This window comes from Gordonia sp. DT218 (genome assembly GCF_049847105.1).
Lineage (GTDB): Bacteria > Actinomycetota > Actinomycetes > Mycobacteriales > Mycobacteriaceae > Gordonia.
Window position 1 is genome coordinate 391073 of sequence record NZ_JBNCNS010000002.1, and the last position, 13939, is coordinate 405011.

The 13939-nt window shown below is 66.9% G+C and carries 12 protein-coding genes; 10 read left to right on the forward strand and 2 right to left on the reverse strand.

Annotation, left to right across the window (positions count from 1 at the left end; all coding sequences use genetic code 11):
* Positions 1-3: 3 nt before the first annotated feature.
* On the reverse strand, positions 4-1644 hold the full coding sequence (locus ACPXCG_RS08555) for a DEAD/DEAH box helicase (protein WP_425791056.1): 1641 nt from the start codon (positions 1642-1644) through the stop codon (positions 4-6).
* Between the two features lie 305 nt (positions 1645-1949).
* Between ACPXCG_RS08555 and ACPXCG_RS08560 the strand changes: the two genes are divergently transcribed.
* On the forward strand, positions 1950-2651 hold the full coding sequence (locus ACPXCG_RS08560) for a ferritin-like fold-containing protein (RefSeq protein ID WP_425791058.1): 702 nt from the start codon (positions 1950-1952) through the stop codon (positions 2649-2651).
* A gap of 155 nt (positions 2652-2806) precedes the next feature.
* A complete protein-coding gene (locus ACPXCG_RS08565) occupies positions 2807-3040 on the forward strand; it encodes a DUF3107 domain-containing protein (protein WP_267629700.1) in 234 nt (77 codons plus the stop codon).
* A gap of 70 nt (positions 3041-3110) precedes the next feature.
* Here ACPXCG_RS08565 and ACPXCG_RS08570 read toward each other — a convergent pair whose 3' ends face one another.
* Entirely contained in the window at positions 3111-3755 is a 645-nt protein-coding gene (locus ACPXCG_RS08570; protein WP_425791061.1) for a TetR/AcrR family transcriptional regulator, read from the reverse strand.
* A 264-nt stretch (positions 3756-4019) separates the two neighbouring features.
* Between ACPXCG_RS08570 and ACPXCG_RS08575 the strand changes: the two genes are divergently transcribed.
* The 8 genes from ACPXCG_RS08575 (at position 4020) to ACPXCG_RS08610 (ending at position 13868) form a co-directional block, all read left to right on the forward strand.
* Positions 4020-5003 carry a DUF3152 domain-containing protein gene (locus ACPXCG_RS08575; protein WP_425792080.1) on the forward strand — a complete coding sequence of 328 codons (984 nt, stop codon included), beginning with the start codon at positions 4020-4022 and terminating at the stop codon, positions 5001-5003.
* 100 nt (positions 5004-5103) lie between these two features.
* Positions 5104-6279 carry an adenylyltransferase/sulfurtransferase MoeZ gene (gene moeZ, locus ACPXCG_RS08580; RefSeq protein ID WP_425791063.1) on the forward strand — a complete coding sequence of 392 codons (1176 nt, stop codon included), beginning with the start codon at positions 5104-5106 and terminating at the stop codon, positions 6277-6279.
* A gap of 124 nt (positions 6280-6403) precedes the next feature.
* On the forward strand, positions 6404-7258 hold the full coding sequence (locus tag ACPXCG_RS08585) for a TIGR02569 family protein (RefSeq protein WP_425791065.1): 855 nt from the start codon (positions 6404-6406) through the stop codon (positions 7256-7258).
* 180 nt (positions 7259-7438) lie between these two features.
* Positions 7439-8914, forward strand: a complete 1476-nt coding sequence (locus tag ACPXCG_RS08590) for a nitrate/nitrite transporter (RefSeq protein ID WP_425791067.1) — start codon at positions 7439-7441, stop codon at positions 8912-8914.
* A 43-nt stretch (positions 8915-8957) separates the two neighbouring features.
* A complete protein-coding gene (gene nirB / locus ACPXCG_RS08595) occupies positions 8958-11531 on the forward strand; it encodes a nitrite reductase large subunit NirB (RefSeq protein ID WP_425791068.1) in 2574 nt (857 codons plus the stop codon).
* Positions 11528-11947 carry a nitrite reductase small subunit NirD gene (gene nirD, locus ACPXCG_RS08600; RefSeq protein ID WP_425791070.1) on the forward strand — a complete coding sequence of 140 codons (420 nt, stop codon included), beginning with the start codon at positions 11528-11530 and terminating at the stop codon, positions 11945-11947. The genes nirB and nirD overlap by 4 nt, the downstream gene beginning before the upstream one ends.
* Positions 11944-13125, forward strand: a complete 1182-nt coding sequence (locus ACPXCG_RS08605) for a uroporphyrinogen-III synthase (RefSeq protein ID WP_425791072.1) — start codon at positions 11944-11946, stop codon at positions 13123-13125. The genes nirD and ACPXCG_RS08605 overlap by 4 nt, the downstream gene beginning before the upstream one ends.
* Positions 13122-13868: a sirohydrochlorin chelatase gene (locus ACPXCG_RS08610; RefSeq protein WP_425791074.1), complete on the forward strand. Its 747-nt coding sequence runs from the start codon at positions 13122-13124 to the stop codon at positions 13866-13868. Before ACPXCG_RS08605 ends, ACPXCG_RS08610 begins: the two co-directional genes overlap by 4 nt.
* Positions 13869-13939: the final 71 nt, after the last annotated feature.

A 13939-nucleotide genomic window follows, 5' to 3' on the forward strand; every position in this document is an offset into this window, starting at 1 on the left:
GGATCACTCGGCGGCCGAGGCGGCCGGCGTCTCCTCGGTGTGCTGTCCGTTCGACGAGGAACCGCCGCGCTTGGCACCGCCACGGCGGCGACGTCGACGTGGCTTGTCGCCGGTCTCGTCGGCGGAGGCATCGGTGTTGTCGGCGGCCGAGGTGGCCGGGGCCGTGCTCGCGGACTTCTCGGAACCGGCCTGCGAGCCGTCGGCGGTCGAGGAGCGGCCGGCGCGGGTGCGCCGACGAGTCCGATTCGACTTGGGGCGCTCCGACCGCGGACGCCGCTCCGACTTCGCGTCGTCGTCCGAGCTCGTCTTCGGCGCGGCGATCCGTCCGGTGGCCGATTCGGGGATTCCGAGTTCCGACCGCAGGTGTTCGGAGGTGGAGTAGGTCTCCACGGGGTCGGCCATGTCGAGGCCGAGGGCCGAGTTGATCAGTTCCCAGCGGTGCATCTCGTCCCAGTCGACGAAGGTGATCGCGATGCCGGTGCGGCCCGCGCGACCGGTGCGGCCGATACGGTGCACGTAGGTCTTGTCGTCTTCGGGGCACTGGTAGTTGATGACGTGGGTGACGTCGTCGATGTCGATGCCGCGGGCCGCGACGTCGGTGGCGACGAGGACATCGATGTCGCCGTTGCGGAATCGCTTGAGCGCCTTCTCTCGTGCCACCTGACCGAGATCGCCGTGGACGGCGCCGACCGAGAACCCGCGTTCGCCCAGGTCGTCGGCGACCTTCTGTGCGGTCCGCTTGGTTCGCGTGAAAATCATTGTGGCGCCACGGCCTTCGGCCTGCAGGATGCGAGCGACGAGCTCTGCCTTGTCCAGTGCGTGGGCGCGGTAGACGTGTTGGGTCGTGCGTTCGTGAATGGCCGAATCGTTCGCGTGCTCGGCGCGGATGTGCGTCGGTCGATGCAGGAACGTCCGGGCGAGGGTGACGATCGGGCCGGGCATGGTCGCCGAGAAGAGCATCGTCTGCCGCGGTGTGGGCAGTGCCGACATGATCCGCTCGATGTCGGGGAGGAAGCCGAGGTCGAGCATCTCGTCGGCCTCGTCGAGGACGAGGATCGACACCTTCCCCAGGATCAGGTGGCCCTGCTGGGCCAGATCGAGCAATCGGCCCGGTGTGCCCACGACCACGTCGACGCCGGACTTGAGTTCGGCGATCTGCGACTCGTAGGGCCGACCGCCATAGATCGAGGTGATCTTCAGCGGCCGGTTGGTGCCGTCGGCCAGGGTGACGTCGAGTTTGGGCGCGGCGACCTCGAGGTCACCGGTGACCTGCAGGCACAACTCGCGGGTCGGCACGATGATCAGCGCGCGCGGCGTGTTGTCGAGGGCGCGCAGGCCCGATTCCTCGGCGTGTGCGAGGCGGTGGATCAGCGGAACGCCGAAGCCGAAGGTCTTGCCCATGCCCGTGCGGGCTTGTCCGATCAGGTCGTCGCCGCTCAGGGCGAGTGGGAGGGTCAGCTCCTGGATCGCGAAGGTGTGCGTCTTGCCGTCCTCGGCCAGGGCCGCGACGATCCGTTCGTCGACGCCGAGTTCGGCGAACGTGGGGGAAGTGTGGGTCTCGTCGACGATGGTGGTCTTCACGTCGTCGTCCGTGCCGCTGGTCGGCGCGGTGTGGTTCGTCTGTGTCGCGATGGAATCGCTCATGTGAGGTTGTATGCCTTTCTGCATTTTCCCGCACGCACGAAAGGCACCACAGTGGGATCGAGCGGCTTGCGGAGAAAGGGTCCGGGTGGACCGGGCAAACCGTGGTCGGTGACTGTGTGGTGGCCAGGTCGGGCGGCATCGCCCGACATGAGTGCGCGCACATTGTCTCGGTGCCTGCGCGGGTGATCCGGATCGGTCGACCGGCCATACGGCCGTCGGGCTGACACCGGATCGTCATGGTCGCGTCAGTGCACCGTTGTCAAGTGTACTTGGTGAACGCTTCGGCCCCGCCTACCATCTCCAGCATGTCGACTGCGCCGCCCCCATCCGGAGTCACGCCTGATCCCGCAGCACGTCCGGGAACCGACCGCGACGGCGGTGGGATCGCCAAGCTGTTCGCCGTACTCCTCGCTGGTGAGTACGCCGCCTTCTACCGGCTGATCGACGAATCGCGGATGGCACCGGACGTCCACAGCCGGATCGCGATCGCCCGGATGGCCGCTTCGGAGATCGGACATTTCGACACGCTCGCCGCGCAGGTGGCGGCCCGTGGGATCGACCCGACCGAGGCCGTCGAACGATATCGCGGGATCTTCGATCAGTATCACCAGGTCACGACGCCCAAGACCTGGTATGAGTCCTTGGTCAAGGCGTATCTCGGTGACGGGCTCGCCGCCGATTTCTACACCGAGGTCGCGGGCGTGCTGCCCGTCGAGGCCCAGGCGATCGTCGGCGAGGTGATGGCGGAGACCGCCAACTCGCGGTTCGCCCGGGAGCAGGTCGCGGCGGCCGTGACCGCGGATCCGGCGCTCAAGTCGCCCCTCACCCTGTGGGGCCGTCGGCTGCTCGGTGAGGCGGTCACCCATGCGCAGTGGGTTCTCGCGGCCGAGGAGGAGGTCACCGATCTGCTGTTTGCGGGGGCGGCCTCCCTGCACGGGGTCGCGGGCTTCTTCGATGCGATCGCCGACGAGCACGGCAAGAGGATGAACGAGCTCGGTCTCGGCTGAGGGACCGCCGTTTCCGCTGTGAGCGGAGCCGCTGTCGGGGCCGTCGTCGGCTGAACTAGCCTGGTGCGGCACAGAGTCGTCGTGCGCCATCGGCGTCGGCACCACCGGTGTCGGCCCGTCGGCGTGGGCGCCGTCAGAGGAGAAGAAGGGTGGCCATGGCCGTTGAAGTGAAGATCGGTATCACCGACAGTTCACGTGAGCTGTCCATTCAGACCACGCTCACCAGTGACAAGGCGTACGCCGAGGTCGAGGCTGCACTGTCGGGTAAGCAGCAGCTGCTCGCTCTTGTCGACGACAAGGGTGCGCGGTTCCTGGTTCCGGTCACGAAGATCGCCTACGTCGAGGTGGGTAGCTCGGAGAATCGCCGGGTCGGTTTCGGCGCCACCTGATCCGCGCTCTCCGATCGGTTGCTGTCGGGACCGGGCACTGCGCTCCGAGTGCCCGACAGCCGCCGGTCGGTCAGGATTCTTCCTCGGCCGATTCGTGCATCGGCACGTGTGACAGTCCACCCCAGAGCAGCGCGACGGTCGTGTCGACGGCCGATTGCTTGTCCACGGGACGTTTCGCCTCGAGCCAATAGCGCGCATTCACCTGGCTCGCCCCGACCAGTCCGGCAGCCAGCATCCGTGATCGGTACGGGTCCAGGCCCGAGTCGTGCATGACCAGTCCGTAAACGGCATCCACACAGGCCTCGGTGGCGCCCTCGACCCGCCGGATCACCGCGGGGTCCATCGCGTCCGAGGAGAAGATCAGTCGGTATCCCGAGTTGTCCTGGTCGATGAAGTCGAAGAAGGCCTGCACGGCCGCCTGCACGCGCTGCTTGTTGTCGGTGGTCGTGAGCAGCGCGCGGTTCACATCGCTGACCAACTTCTCCGCATGCGAATCCACCACGGCGATGTAGAGGTCGAGCTTCGACGGAAAATGTTGGTAGAGAACAGGTTTGCTGACGCCGGCGTGTACCGCGATCTCGTCCATCCCCGCCGAGTGGTAGCCACGCTCCACAAAGATCTCGCTGGCGGCGTCGAGTAGTTGCATCCGACGTGCACTACGTGGCAGACGCGTGCTCCGCCCCGCGCTGTGCGCAGAGTTCGTGGTGGTCGACATGCGTTGAGAGTACTCGGCGTCATACGGCGGAACCGATTCGCACAGACCGACGTCGGCCCTCGGTTCCCCGGATCCACGCTGACCTGTGAGAAAGTTGATCCTGTGAGTCACCCAGGAGGCGGGCCGAACTCCGGGAGCGCAGGTGCCGGCGCACCCGACGCCGGGGTCGGCGGCACGCGAGCACGTGCCAGGGACAGGGGGCCGCGGGCGCCCCGGCGGGATGGTGGGTCGTCGGGCGGACCGACGATCGGTGGGCCGTCGACCATGGAGTCGGGGCCGCGGACCCGTCCGAGGCCCGATCAGCCATTACGGGCGCGGTGGGATCCGACCGACGACAGCGGACGTGCCCGCGTCGACCGCGATGCGCAGCCGGAGCGGAAGAAGCAGAGTGCTCTCGGCCGGTTCGTGGCGACCTACGGCTGGCGGGCCTATGCGATCCCGCTGCTCATCATCCTGACGATCGTGCTGATCGTGGTGACCGTCCGGGACGGGAACGACTCCGCCGTGACGCCCACGGCCGACGTCAATCCGGATTCGGCATCGCGCAACACCGACGTCAGCAAGGAGACCAAACCGATCGGCGCGCCCACCGGCACCATCCAAGCCGCGTCGCTTCCCGCGGGGACTCTGCCGCCGGGCGGGCCGTACACGCAGAAGGGCCGGGAGTCGTACCACGCGGTGCCCGGCGCGGGAAAGCAGATCGGTACCGGCGCGCAGGTGTACACGTACACCGTCGAGGTGGAGAACGGCGTCAACTCGCAGGACTTCGGGGGCGACCGCTCGTTCGCGAAGATGGTCGACTCCACGCTGGCCAACCCGCGCAGTTGGATCGGCGACGGAAAGGTGGCCTTCCGCCGGATCGCCGCCGGCGAACCCGACCTGCGGATCACGCTCGCGTCGCCGGCGACCGCCCGCGAACTCTGCGGCTACCAGATCCAACTCGAGACATCGTGCTTCTACCCGCCGGAGAAGCGCGTCACCCTCAACGAGGCGCGCTGGGTCCGGGGGGCACTGTCCTATGAGGGCGACGATCTGCTGTATCGGCAATACCTGGTCAATCACGAGACCGGCCACGGCATCGGCTACGAGTCGCACGAACCCTGCAAAGAGAACGGTGCGCTCGCCCCGGTCATGATGCAGCAGTCGTTCGGGGTCGCCAACAGCCAGATCATGGCTCTCGATCCGCAGATGCAGGCCAATCGGAACCTCGTCTGCAAGCCGAACCCCTGGCCGTTCCCCAACAAGTGAACGTTGCGGCACGCGTGTCACCCGTCGCGGCGGAATGACCGCGGGGTCCAGACCGTTGACCACAACAGTCCACTTTGAGTCAGATGTACTGGAGGCGCCCGTGTCGTCCTTGCCCCCGCTGGTCGAACCCGCAGCGGAACTGTCGAACGAAGAGGTGGCGCGCTACAGCCGGCACCTGATCATCCCCGATGTCGGGATGGACGGGCAGAAGCGGTTGAAAAACGCGAAGGTGCTGGTGATCGGCGCAGGAGGGCTCGGCTCGCCGACGCTGCTCTATCTCGCCGCCGCCGGGGTCGGGACCATCGGCATCGTCGAGTTCGACGTCGTCGACGAGTCGAACCTGCAGCGCCAGGTCATCCACGGCCAGTCGGACATCGGTCGCCCCAAGGCCGAGAGCGCGCGCGACTCGATCTGCGAGATCAACCCGTACGTCACGGTGAACATCCACGACGAACGGCTCGAACCCGAGGGCGCCATCGAACTGTTCTCACAGTACGACCTGATCCTCGACGGCACCGACAACTTCGCGACCCGCTACCTGGTGAACGACGCCGCGGTGCTGGCGCACAAGCCGTATGTGTGGGGGTCGATCTACCGGTTCGAAGGTCAGGCATCGGTGTTCTGGGAGGACGCGCCGGACGGTCGCGGCCTCAACTACCGCGACCTGTACCCGCAGGCACCACCGCCCGGCATGGTGCCGTCCTGCGCGGAGGGCGGGGTGCTCGGCATCCTGTGCGCCTCCATCGGCTCGATCATGGGTACCGAGGCGATCAAGCTCATCTGCGGCATCGGTGAGCCGTTGCTGGGTCGACTCATGGTCTACGACGCCTTGGACATGACCTACCGCACCATCAGGATCCGCAAGGATCCCGAGGGTGAACGAGTGTCCGAACTGATCGACTACGACGACTTCTGCGGCGTGGTCTCGACCGACGCGGCCGACGCCGCGGCAGGCTCCACACTGACCCCGGCCGAACTCAAGGAGAAGATCGATCAGGGCCACAAAGTCGCACTGATCGACGTCCGCGAGCCCGTCGAGTGGGACATCGTCCACATCGAGGGCGCGACGCTGATCCCCAAGGACGAGATCCTCTCGGGCGCGGGTCTGGCGAAGGTTCCGCAGGACCGGCCGACGGTCCTGTACTGCAAGACCGGCATCCGGTCGGCCGAGGCGCTCGCCGCGCTCAAGCGCGCAGGGTTCGCCGACGCCACCCACCTGCAGGGCGGCGTGACGGCCTGGGCCAACCAGGTGGACAAGACATTGCCGGTCTACTGACCGCAGGCGGGCTGCTGTTGGTGCCGAATTGCGGCACGAACAGCAACCGATCCGTCATCCCGGTCGCCCACGGCACCGCGTCGCTCCCGCGTTCTCCCTGGTTCCATCGGTAATCTCTGCAGTTGTGAAGACCCTCGAGCCGCCCGAACACGTGCTCAACACGTTCGGGCTGACCGCCCACCCGCCGATCCCCATGGGCGATTCCTGGATCGGCGGCTGGCGGGTCGGTGAGGTGGTCTTGTCGTTGGTCCCCGACCACGCGCGTGCGGCGTGGTCGGCATCGGTCCGGGAGTCGCTCTACGTCGAGGGGCTGCGGGTCGCGCGCCCTTTCCGCGCCACCGACGGCCGCTATGTGGTGTCGGGCTGGCGTGCGGACACCTATATCGCGGGCATACCCGAGCCGCGTCATGACGAGGTCGTCCTGGTGGCCGATCGACTGCACGCGGCGACCGCCGAGCTCGAGCGGCCGAGGTTCCTGCTGCAGTCGCCTGCACCGCCGCATACCGACGTCGACGTGTTCACCGCCGCCGACCGTGCGGCCTGGGAGGACGTGCCGATGCGCACGGCGCGCGCGGCCGGCATGGGGGAGCCGACCTCGGAAGACGGGGTGGCGAGCGTCCAGATGCTGAAAACACTTGCCACACTTCGCAAGAACGTGGATCTGCAGTCGCAGGTGGTACACGGTGACCTGTTCGGCACGGTGCTGTTCGCGGGCGCCGCGGCACCCGGCATCACCGATATCGTCCCGTACTGGCGGCCCGCTCCCTGGGCCGCCGCGGTCGTCGTTGTCGACTCGCTGGCGTGGGGTGGCGCCGACGACGACCTGGTACATCGCTGGGCGGATCAGCCGGAGTGGCCCCAGATGATGCTCCGGGCGACGATGTTCCGGCTGGGGGTCCATGCGTTACATCCGCGGGCAACCGCGGGCGCCCTGCCCGGTCTGCAGCGGGTCGTCGACCTCGTCCGATTGCTACTGTAGGACAATCGTCGCAGGTAGGGCCTCTGGACGCCTTCTCACAGGGAACGCGCCACAAAGTGAGCACAACGTGACTCTTCGGTCACGCGAGGGAAAATCCCGGCAACACTGACTACCTAACTTGGAATCCAATCGTCCGACACTGTCGTCGGCCAACCAGCTCAACACACGATTGGATGGCCCATGCCTGCACCCGTCGCCTCTTTGCGGAGCGCGCTGAAACGTGACCACAAGATCACCGATTGGGATCCCGAGGACCGGGAGGCCTGGGACGGCGGCAACGCAGCTGTCGCCAAGCGCAATCTGGTCTGGTCGGTGATCTGCGAACACGTCGGTTTCTCGATCTGGTCCCTGTTCTCGGTGATGGCTCTGTTCATGGGGCCGGAGTACGGCATCAGCCTCGATCAGAAGTTCGTGATCGCCGCGACGGCGACCTTTGTGGGCTCGTGCCTGCGGATCCCCTACACCCAGGCCACAGCGCGCTTCGGCGGGCGCAACTGGGCGATCTTCAGTGCGATCGTGCTGCTGGTCCCCACCGGCCTCACGATGATGCTGATGATGAATCCCGGCGAGTTCGGGTTCGGCTGGTTCCTCGCCGTTGCCGCACTGACCGGCTTCGGCGGCGGCAACTTCGCCTCGTCGATGACCAACATCAACGCCTTCTACCCGCAGCGGCTGAAGGGGTGGGCACTCGGTCTCAACGCGGGCGGCGGCAACATCGGTGTCCCGGTCGTCCAACTGATCGGTCTGCTGGTGATCTGGCTGGCGGCCGATCAACCCGAGATCGTCTGTGCCGTCTACCTGGTGGCCCTGGCCATCGCGGGTGTCGGTGCGGCGATCTACATGGACAACCTCGATCACCAGACGTCGAGCGGCCGCGCGATGCTGGACTGCCTCAGGCACCGCGACACCTGGCTGATCTGCTTCCTCTACATCGGCACCTTCGGTTCGTTCATCGGTTTCGGCTTCGCGTTCAGTCAGGTCCTCAACATCAGCTTCACCTCCGCGGGCGCTGCCAAGCCGGCGCTCGCAGCCGCGCAGATCGCCTGGATCGGTCCACTGCTCGGGTCGCTGTCCCGTCCGTACGGTGGCAAGCTGGCCGATCGTGTCGGCGGCGGCAAGGTGACCATGTACAGCTTTGTCGCGATGACCTTCTCGGCGGCGATCCTGGTGGTCGCGGGTTCGATCGCCGACGCCAACGGCAAGGTGATCGGCGGCGGTGTCCTCGCGGCGTTCATCGTCGGCTTCATCCTGCTGTTCCTGATCTCCGGGATCGCCAACGGCTCGGTGTACAAGATCATCCCGACGATCTGGGAACACAAGTCGCAGAACATCACCGGCCTCAACGCGAACGGCAAGGCCAAGTGGTCGCGCAGCATGTCGGGTGCACTGATCGGGATCGCCGGTGCCGCAGGAGGTCTGGGCGGCGTCGGGATCAACCTCGTTCTGCGGGCGAGCTACAAGTCGAATCAGTCGGCCACCGTCGCCTTCTGGATCTTCCTGGGCTTCTACGTGGTGGCCGGGATCATCACCTGGTGGTTCTACGCCCGCCGCCCGATCGTCGCCGGGGCGACCACCGACCTCCAGGTGGCAGATCCCACCGCCGCGTCGACCGAGCCGACCACGGACCCCGGGTCCACCGACAAGGCGATGGCCTGACCGCGAGTCGGGTTTCCGAAGTCGAACATCAAGGGAGTTACCAGTGACCAGCGAATCCAGGACGGTTGTCGTGGTGGGCCACGGCATGGTGGGTCACCGTTTCGTGCAGACGCTACGTGACCGTGACACCGACGGGATCTGGCGTGTCGAGGTGGTGTGCGAAGAGCCGGATCCAGCCTATGACCGCGTGGGACTGTCCTCGTATGTGGGCTCGTGGCAGCGTGATTCGCTGGCGCTGGAGGGAAATACCTACGCCGGCGACGAACTCGTCGTGACGCATCTCGGCGAGACCGTCACCGACATCGATCGCTCCGGACGCCGCGTCGTCACCTCGAGCGGTCGCGAGATCGGTTACGACGCATTGATTCTGGCCACCGGATCGTATGCGTTCGTGCCTCCGGTCCCAGGTCACGACCACGAGAAGTGTTTCTTATACCGCACCCTCGACGATCTCGACGCGATCCGGATTGCCGCCGAGGCCGCAGGCCCCGGCGCGCCGGGCGTCGTGGTCGGTGGCGGCCTGCTGGGACTCGAGGCCGCCAACGCACTGAAGTCGATGGGTATGACGCCGCACGTGGTCGAGTTCGCCCCGAGACTGATGCCGATGCAGGTCGACGACGGCGGCGGCGCAGTGCTGAAGAACCTGGTGACCGACCTCGGACTGTCTGTGCACACGGGTGTCGGCACCGCGAACATCGCCGACGGCGAGTCGGATGGTGTGACCGTCACACTCAGCGACGACAGCGAGATCGAGGCGGCGCTGGTCGTGTTCTCTGCAGGTGTCCGGCCGCGCGATCAACTGGCTCGCGATGCGGGCCTCGCCGTCGGGGAGCGTGGCGGCGTCCTGGTCGACACGAACTGTCGCACCGCCGATCCCGATGTCTACGCGATCGGCGAGGTGGCCGCGGTGGATGGCCGGTGTTACGGGCTGGTGGCGCCGGGCTACAGCACCGCCGAGGTGGTCGCCGAACAGCTGTTGGGCCGGGGGAGCGCCTTCCCGGGGGCCGACATGTCGACCAAGCTCAAGCTCCTCGGTGTGGACGTCGCCAGCTTCGGCGACGCCATGGCGACGACGGAGAACGCGCTCGAGATCGTCTATCACGATGCGGTGGCCGGCCGGTATGCGAAGGTCGTGGTGTCCGACGACGCCACCACGCTGCTCGGCGGCATCCTGGTCGGCGACGCATCGGCGTACGCGATGCTCAAGCCGATGGTCGGTCGGGAGATCCCTGGTGACCCGGCCGCCCTGATCGCGCCTGCCGCCGGCCCGGGTGTCGGTATCGACGCGCTGCCCGACGATGTCGAGATCTGTTCGTGCAACGGTGTTTCCAAGGGAACCGTCTGCTCGGCGATCGCCGCCGGGGCTTGTGAGATCGCCGACGTCAAGAAGACAACCTGCGCGGGCACCACGTGCGGCGGGTGTCTGCCGAGTGTGAAGTCGTTGCTCGCCGCGTCGGGAGTGGAGCTCTCCAAGGCCCTGTGTGAACACTTCGGGCAGTCGCGCAGCGAGTTGTTCGAGATCGTCTCCGTCACCGGAATCCGGACGTTCTCCGAACTGATCGACCGATATGGGGCCGGGCAGGGGTGTGAGATCTGCAAGCCGACCGTCGCGTCGATCCTCGCGTCCACGTCCAGCGATCACATCCTCGACGGCGAGCAGGCCGCATTGCAGGACACCAACGACCACTTCCTCGCGAACATGCAGAAGAACGGTTCGTACTCGGTGGTCCCGCGTATGCCGGGCGGCGAGGTGACTCCCGAGCAACTCATCGTGATCGGCGAGATCGCTCGCGACTTCGGGCTCTACACCAAGATCACCGGCGGCCAGCGGATCGACCTGTTCGGGGCCAGTGTCGATCAGCTACCGGAGATCTGGCGTCGGCTCGTCGACGCGGGGATGGAATCAGGCCATGCCTACGGCAAGAGTCTGCGCACCGTGAAGAGTTGCGTCGGGTCGACCTGGTGTCGTTATGGGGTGCAGGACTCGGTCGGCATGGCCGTGTTCCTGGAGAAGCGATACCGCGGTCTCCGGTCGCCCCACAAACTGAAGTTCGGGGTCTCGGGGTGTGCGCGCGAGTGCGCCGAGGCGCGTGGCAAGGACGTAGGCGTCATTGCCACCGAGAACGGGTGGAATCTCTATGTCGCGGGCAACGGCGGCCAGAGCCCGAAGCACGCTCAACTCCTCGCCAGTGGAGTGGATGACCGGACGTTGGTCGCATACATTGATCGGTACCTGATGTTCTATGTCCGAACTGCCGACCGGCTGCAGCGCACCGCGCCGTGGCTGGAGTCGTTGGAGGGCGGTCTCGACCATCTGCGTGCGGTGGTCTGTGACGACAGCCTGGGACTGGCCACCGAGTTGGAGGCGGCGATGGAAGCACATGTCGCCGGGTACCGAGACGAGTGGGCCGCCGTTCTCGACGACGAGGAGAAGCTGAAGCGCTTCGTCTCGTTCGTGAACGCGCCGGATGTGGTGGACCCGACGATCCGGTTCGCCGAAGTCGACCGGAAGGTGCCGGTGCTGCTGGACATGCCGGCGATGCCGGCACGTGAGACCGGCTCGCCGGCCGCAGTCCGTGACGTGACCGAACCCGAACGTGAAGGAGTGCCGACGTGATTGCCGCTCATCAACCCGCCGAACCCGGGACCCACCCCGACGCGGTGCCCGGGGAGTGGGTCCGCGCCTGCGCCGTGGCCGATCTGGCGATCGGCCGCGGTGCCGGTGTTCTCGGGCCCGATTTCGAACAGGCCGCATTGTTCCGGGTCCCCGCGGTGGAGACCGACCGGGAGGCCGTCGTCGGCCGTACGCGGCTGTATGCGATCGGCAACATCGATCCGTTCTCCCGCGCCGCAGTGCTCTCCCGCGGTGTGACCGGCGATCGTTCGGGTGAGCCGACCGTTGCGAGCCCGCTGGGCAAGCAAGTGTTCTCCCTGCGCACCGGGCTGTGCCTCGACGACGACACGACGTCGGTGGCGAGTTACGCCGTCCACATCGTCGATGACATGGTCGAGGTGTTCTTCCCGCGCCGATGAGCACACACAAGCACAATGAATCCTCCGATGCCGCGGAGAACCTGCCGTTGGCCGGTTTCACCATCGGGATCACCGCTGCACGTCGTGCGGACGAGTTCGCGGCACTGCTGACCCGTCGGGGCGCAGAGGTCATGGCCGCACCGACCATCCGGATCCTGCCGCTCACGGACGACACCGAGCTGGAACGCGTCACGAAAGAGATCATCGGCGACCCGCCGGAACTCATGGTCGCCACGACGGGTATCGGTTTCCGCGGCTGGGTGGAGGCGGCCGACGGATGGGGAAGCGCCGAGTCGCTGATCGACGCGCTCGGGAAGAGCCGGCTCATCGCCCGCGGGCCGAAGGCAAAAGGCGCCATCCGTGCCGCAGGACTGCGGGAGGAATGGTCGCCCGAGAGCGAGTCGTCGTCGGAGGTGCTCGACCGACTGCTCGATCAGGGCGTCGAGGGAGTGCGGATCGCCGTGCAGTTGCACGGCGCGACCACCGAGTGGGAACCCCTGCCGGATTTCTGTGCGGTGCTGCGTGCCGCCGGCGCACGGGTGCTGCCCGTGCCCGTCTATCGCTGGAACATGCATCCCGACGTCGACCGGATCGACCGGATGATCGGGGCGGTCACTCGCGGTGACCTCGATGCCATCACGTTCACCAGCGCGCCCGCTGCGGCAGCCATCCTCACCCGAGCCAAGGAACTGGGCAAGCTCTCACAGTTCGTGCATGCCATGAGAACTGCGGTGCCGGTGATGTGCGTCGGTTCGGTGACCGCCGGACCGCTCGAAGCCTTGCAGATCCCGACGATCTATCCCAAGCGATTCCGTCTCGGTGCGCTTGCGCGACTGATCACCGAAGAGCTCCCGCGGCGCAGCCATAATCTGCGAATCCACGGTCACAACACGGCGATCCGCGGTCAGGCAGTCGTCGTCGACGGTGAACTCCGTGATCTGTCGGCGACCAGCCTGGGTCTGCTCAAAGCGCTTGCCATGGCGCCCGGTCGGGTCGTGTCCCGTCAGGAGCTCCTGGCCGGCCTCCCCGGCGACAGCTGCGACACGCACGCCGTCGAGGTCGCTGTTGCCCGACTGCGTAATGCGTTGGGGGACCCCAAGATGATCCAGACCGTGGTGAAGCGCGGATATCGGCTCGCGGTTGATCTGGAGTACGACGGAGAGGACGACCCCGAATGACACGCAGGGGCAGCGACCCGATCCTGCCGACCGGAGACCGACTTCGCGACATCAGTCCCGTCCTGGTCGCGCACGGCACCCGGAACCCGCATGGTGTGAACGTGATCGCCGAGATCGCCGAGGCGGTGAGTGATCGGATCGGTACCACGCGGACGGCGTTCGTCGACGTGCTCGGACCGACGCCTGCCGAGGTGATCGCGGACGTCGACCGACCCGCGGTGCTCGTGCCCGCCTTCCTGGCGTCGGGATATCACGTACGCAAGGACATCCCTCGGCACGTCGTCGCGGCAGGCCGGGCCGACACGGTGGTGACCCGTGCGCTCGGACCGGATCCCGGCATCGCGGCGGTGGCGCGACTTCGGCTGATCGAGGCGGGCTGGGAGCCGGGCGATGCAGTGATACTGGCCGCCGCCGGGTCGTCGGATGAAAGTGCTTGCGGGCAAGTTCATCTCGCGGCACGCCAACTCGAGTCGCTGATCGGCGGCCGGGTGGAGGTCGGGTTCATCACGACCGCATCGCCGTCGGTGCCGGAAGCGCTCGAGCGTGCCTCCCGACGCGGTCGCCGTGTGGTGATCGCGAGCTATCTGCTGGCACCGGGTCTGTTCCACAACCGGTTGCACACCTATGGTGCCGACGCGGTCGCCGATCCGCTCGGTGCGGACCGGCGGATCGTCGACCTGATCGTGACCCGAATGCGCGCCGCGGTGAGCCCGTATCGGCGGAATGCCGCGGTGCGTCGCTGAAAGTCGTTGTCGTGGTGGGTGATCTCGATACGCCGGCTCGCCTGGCGGCTCGCCGGCCACTCGATCGGCGG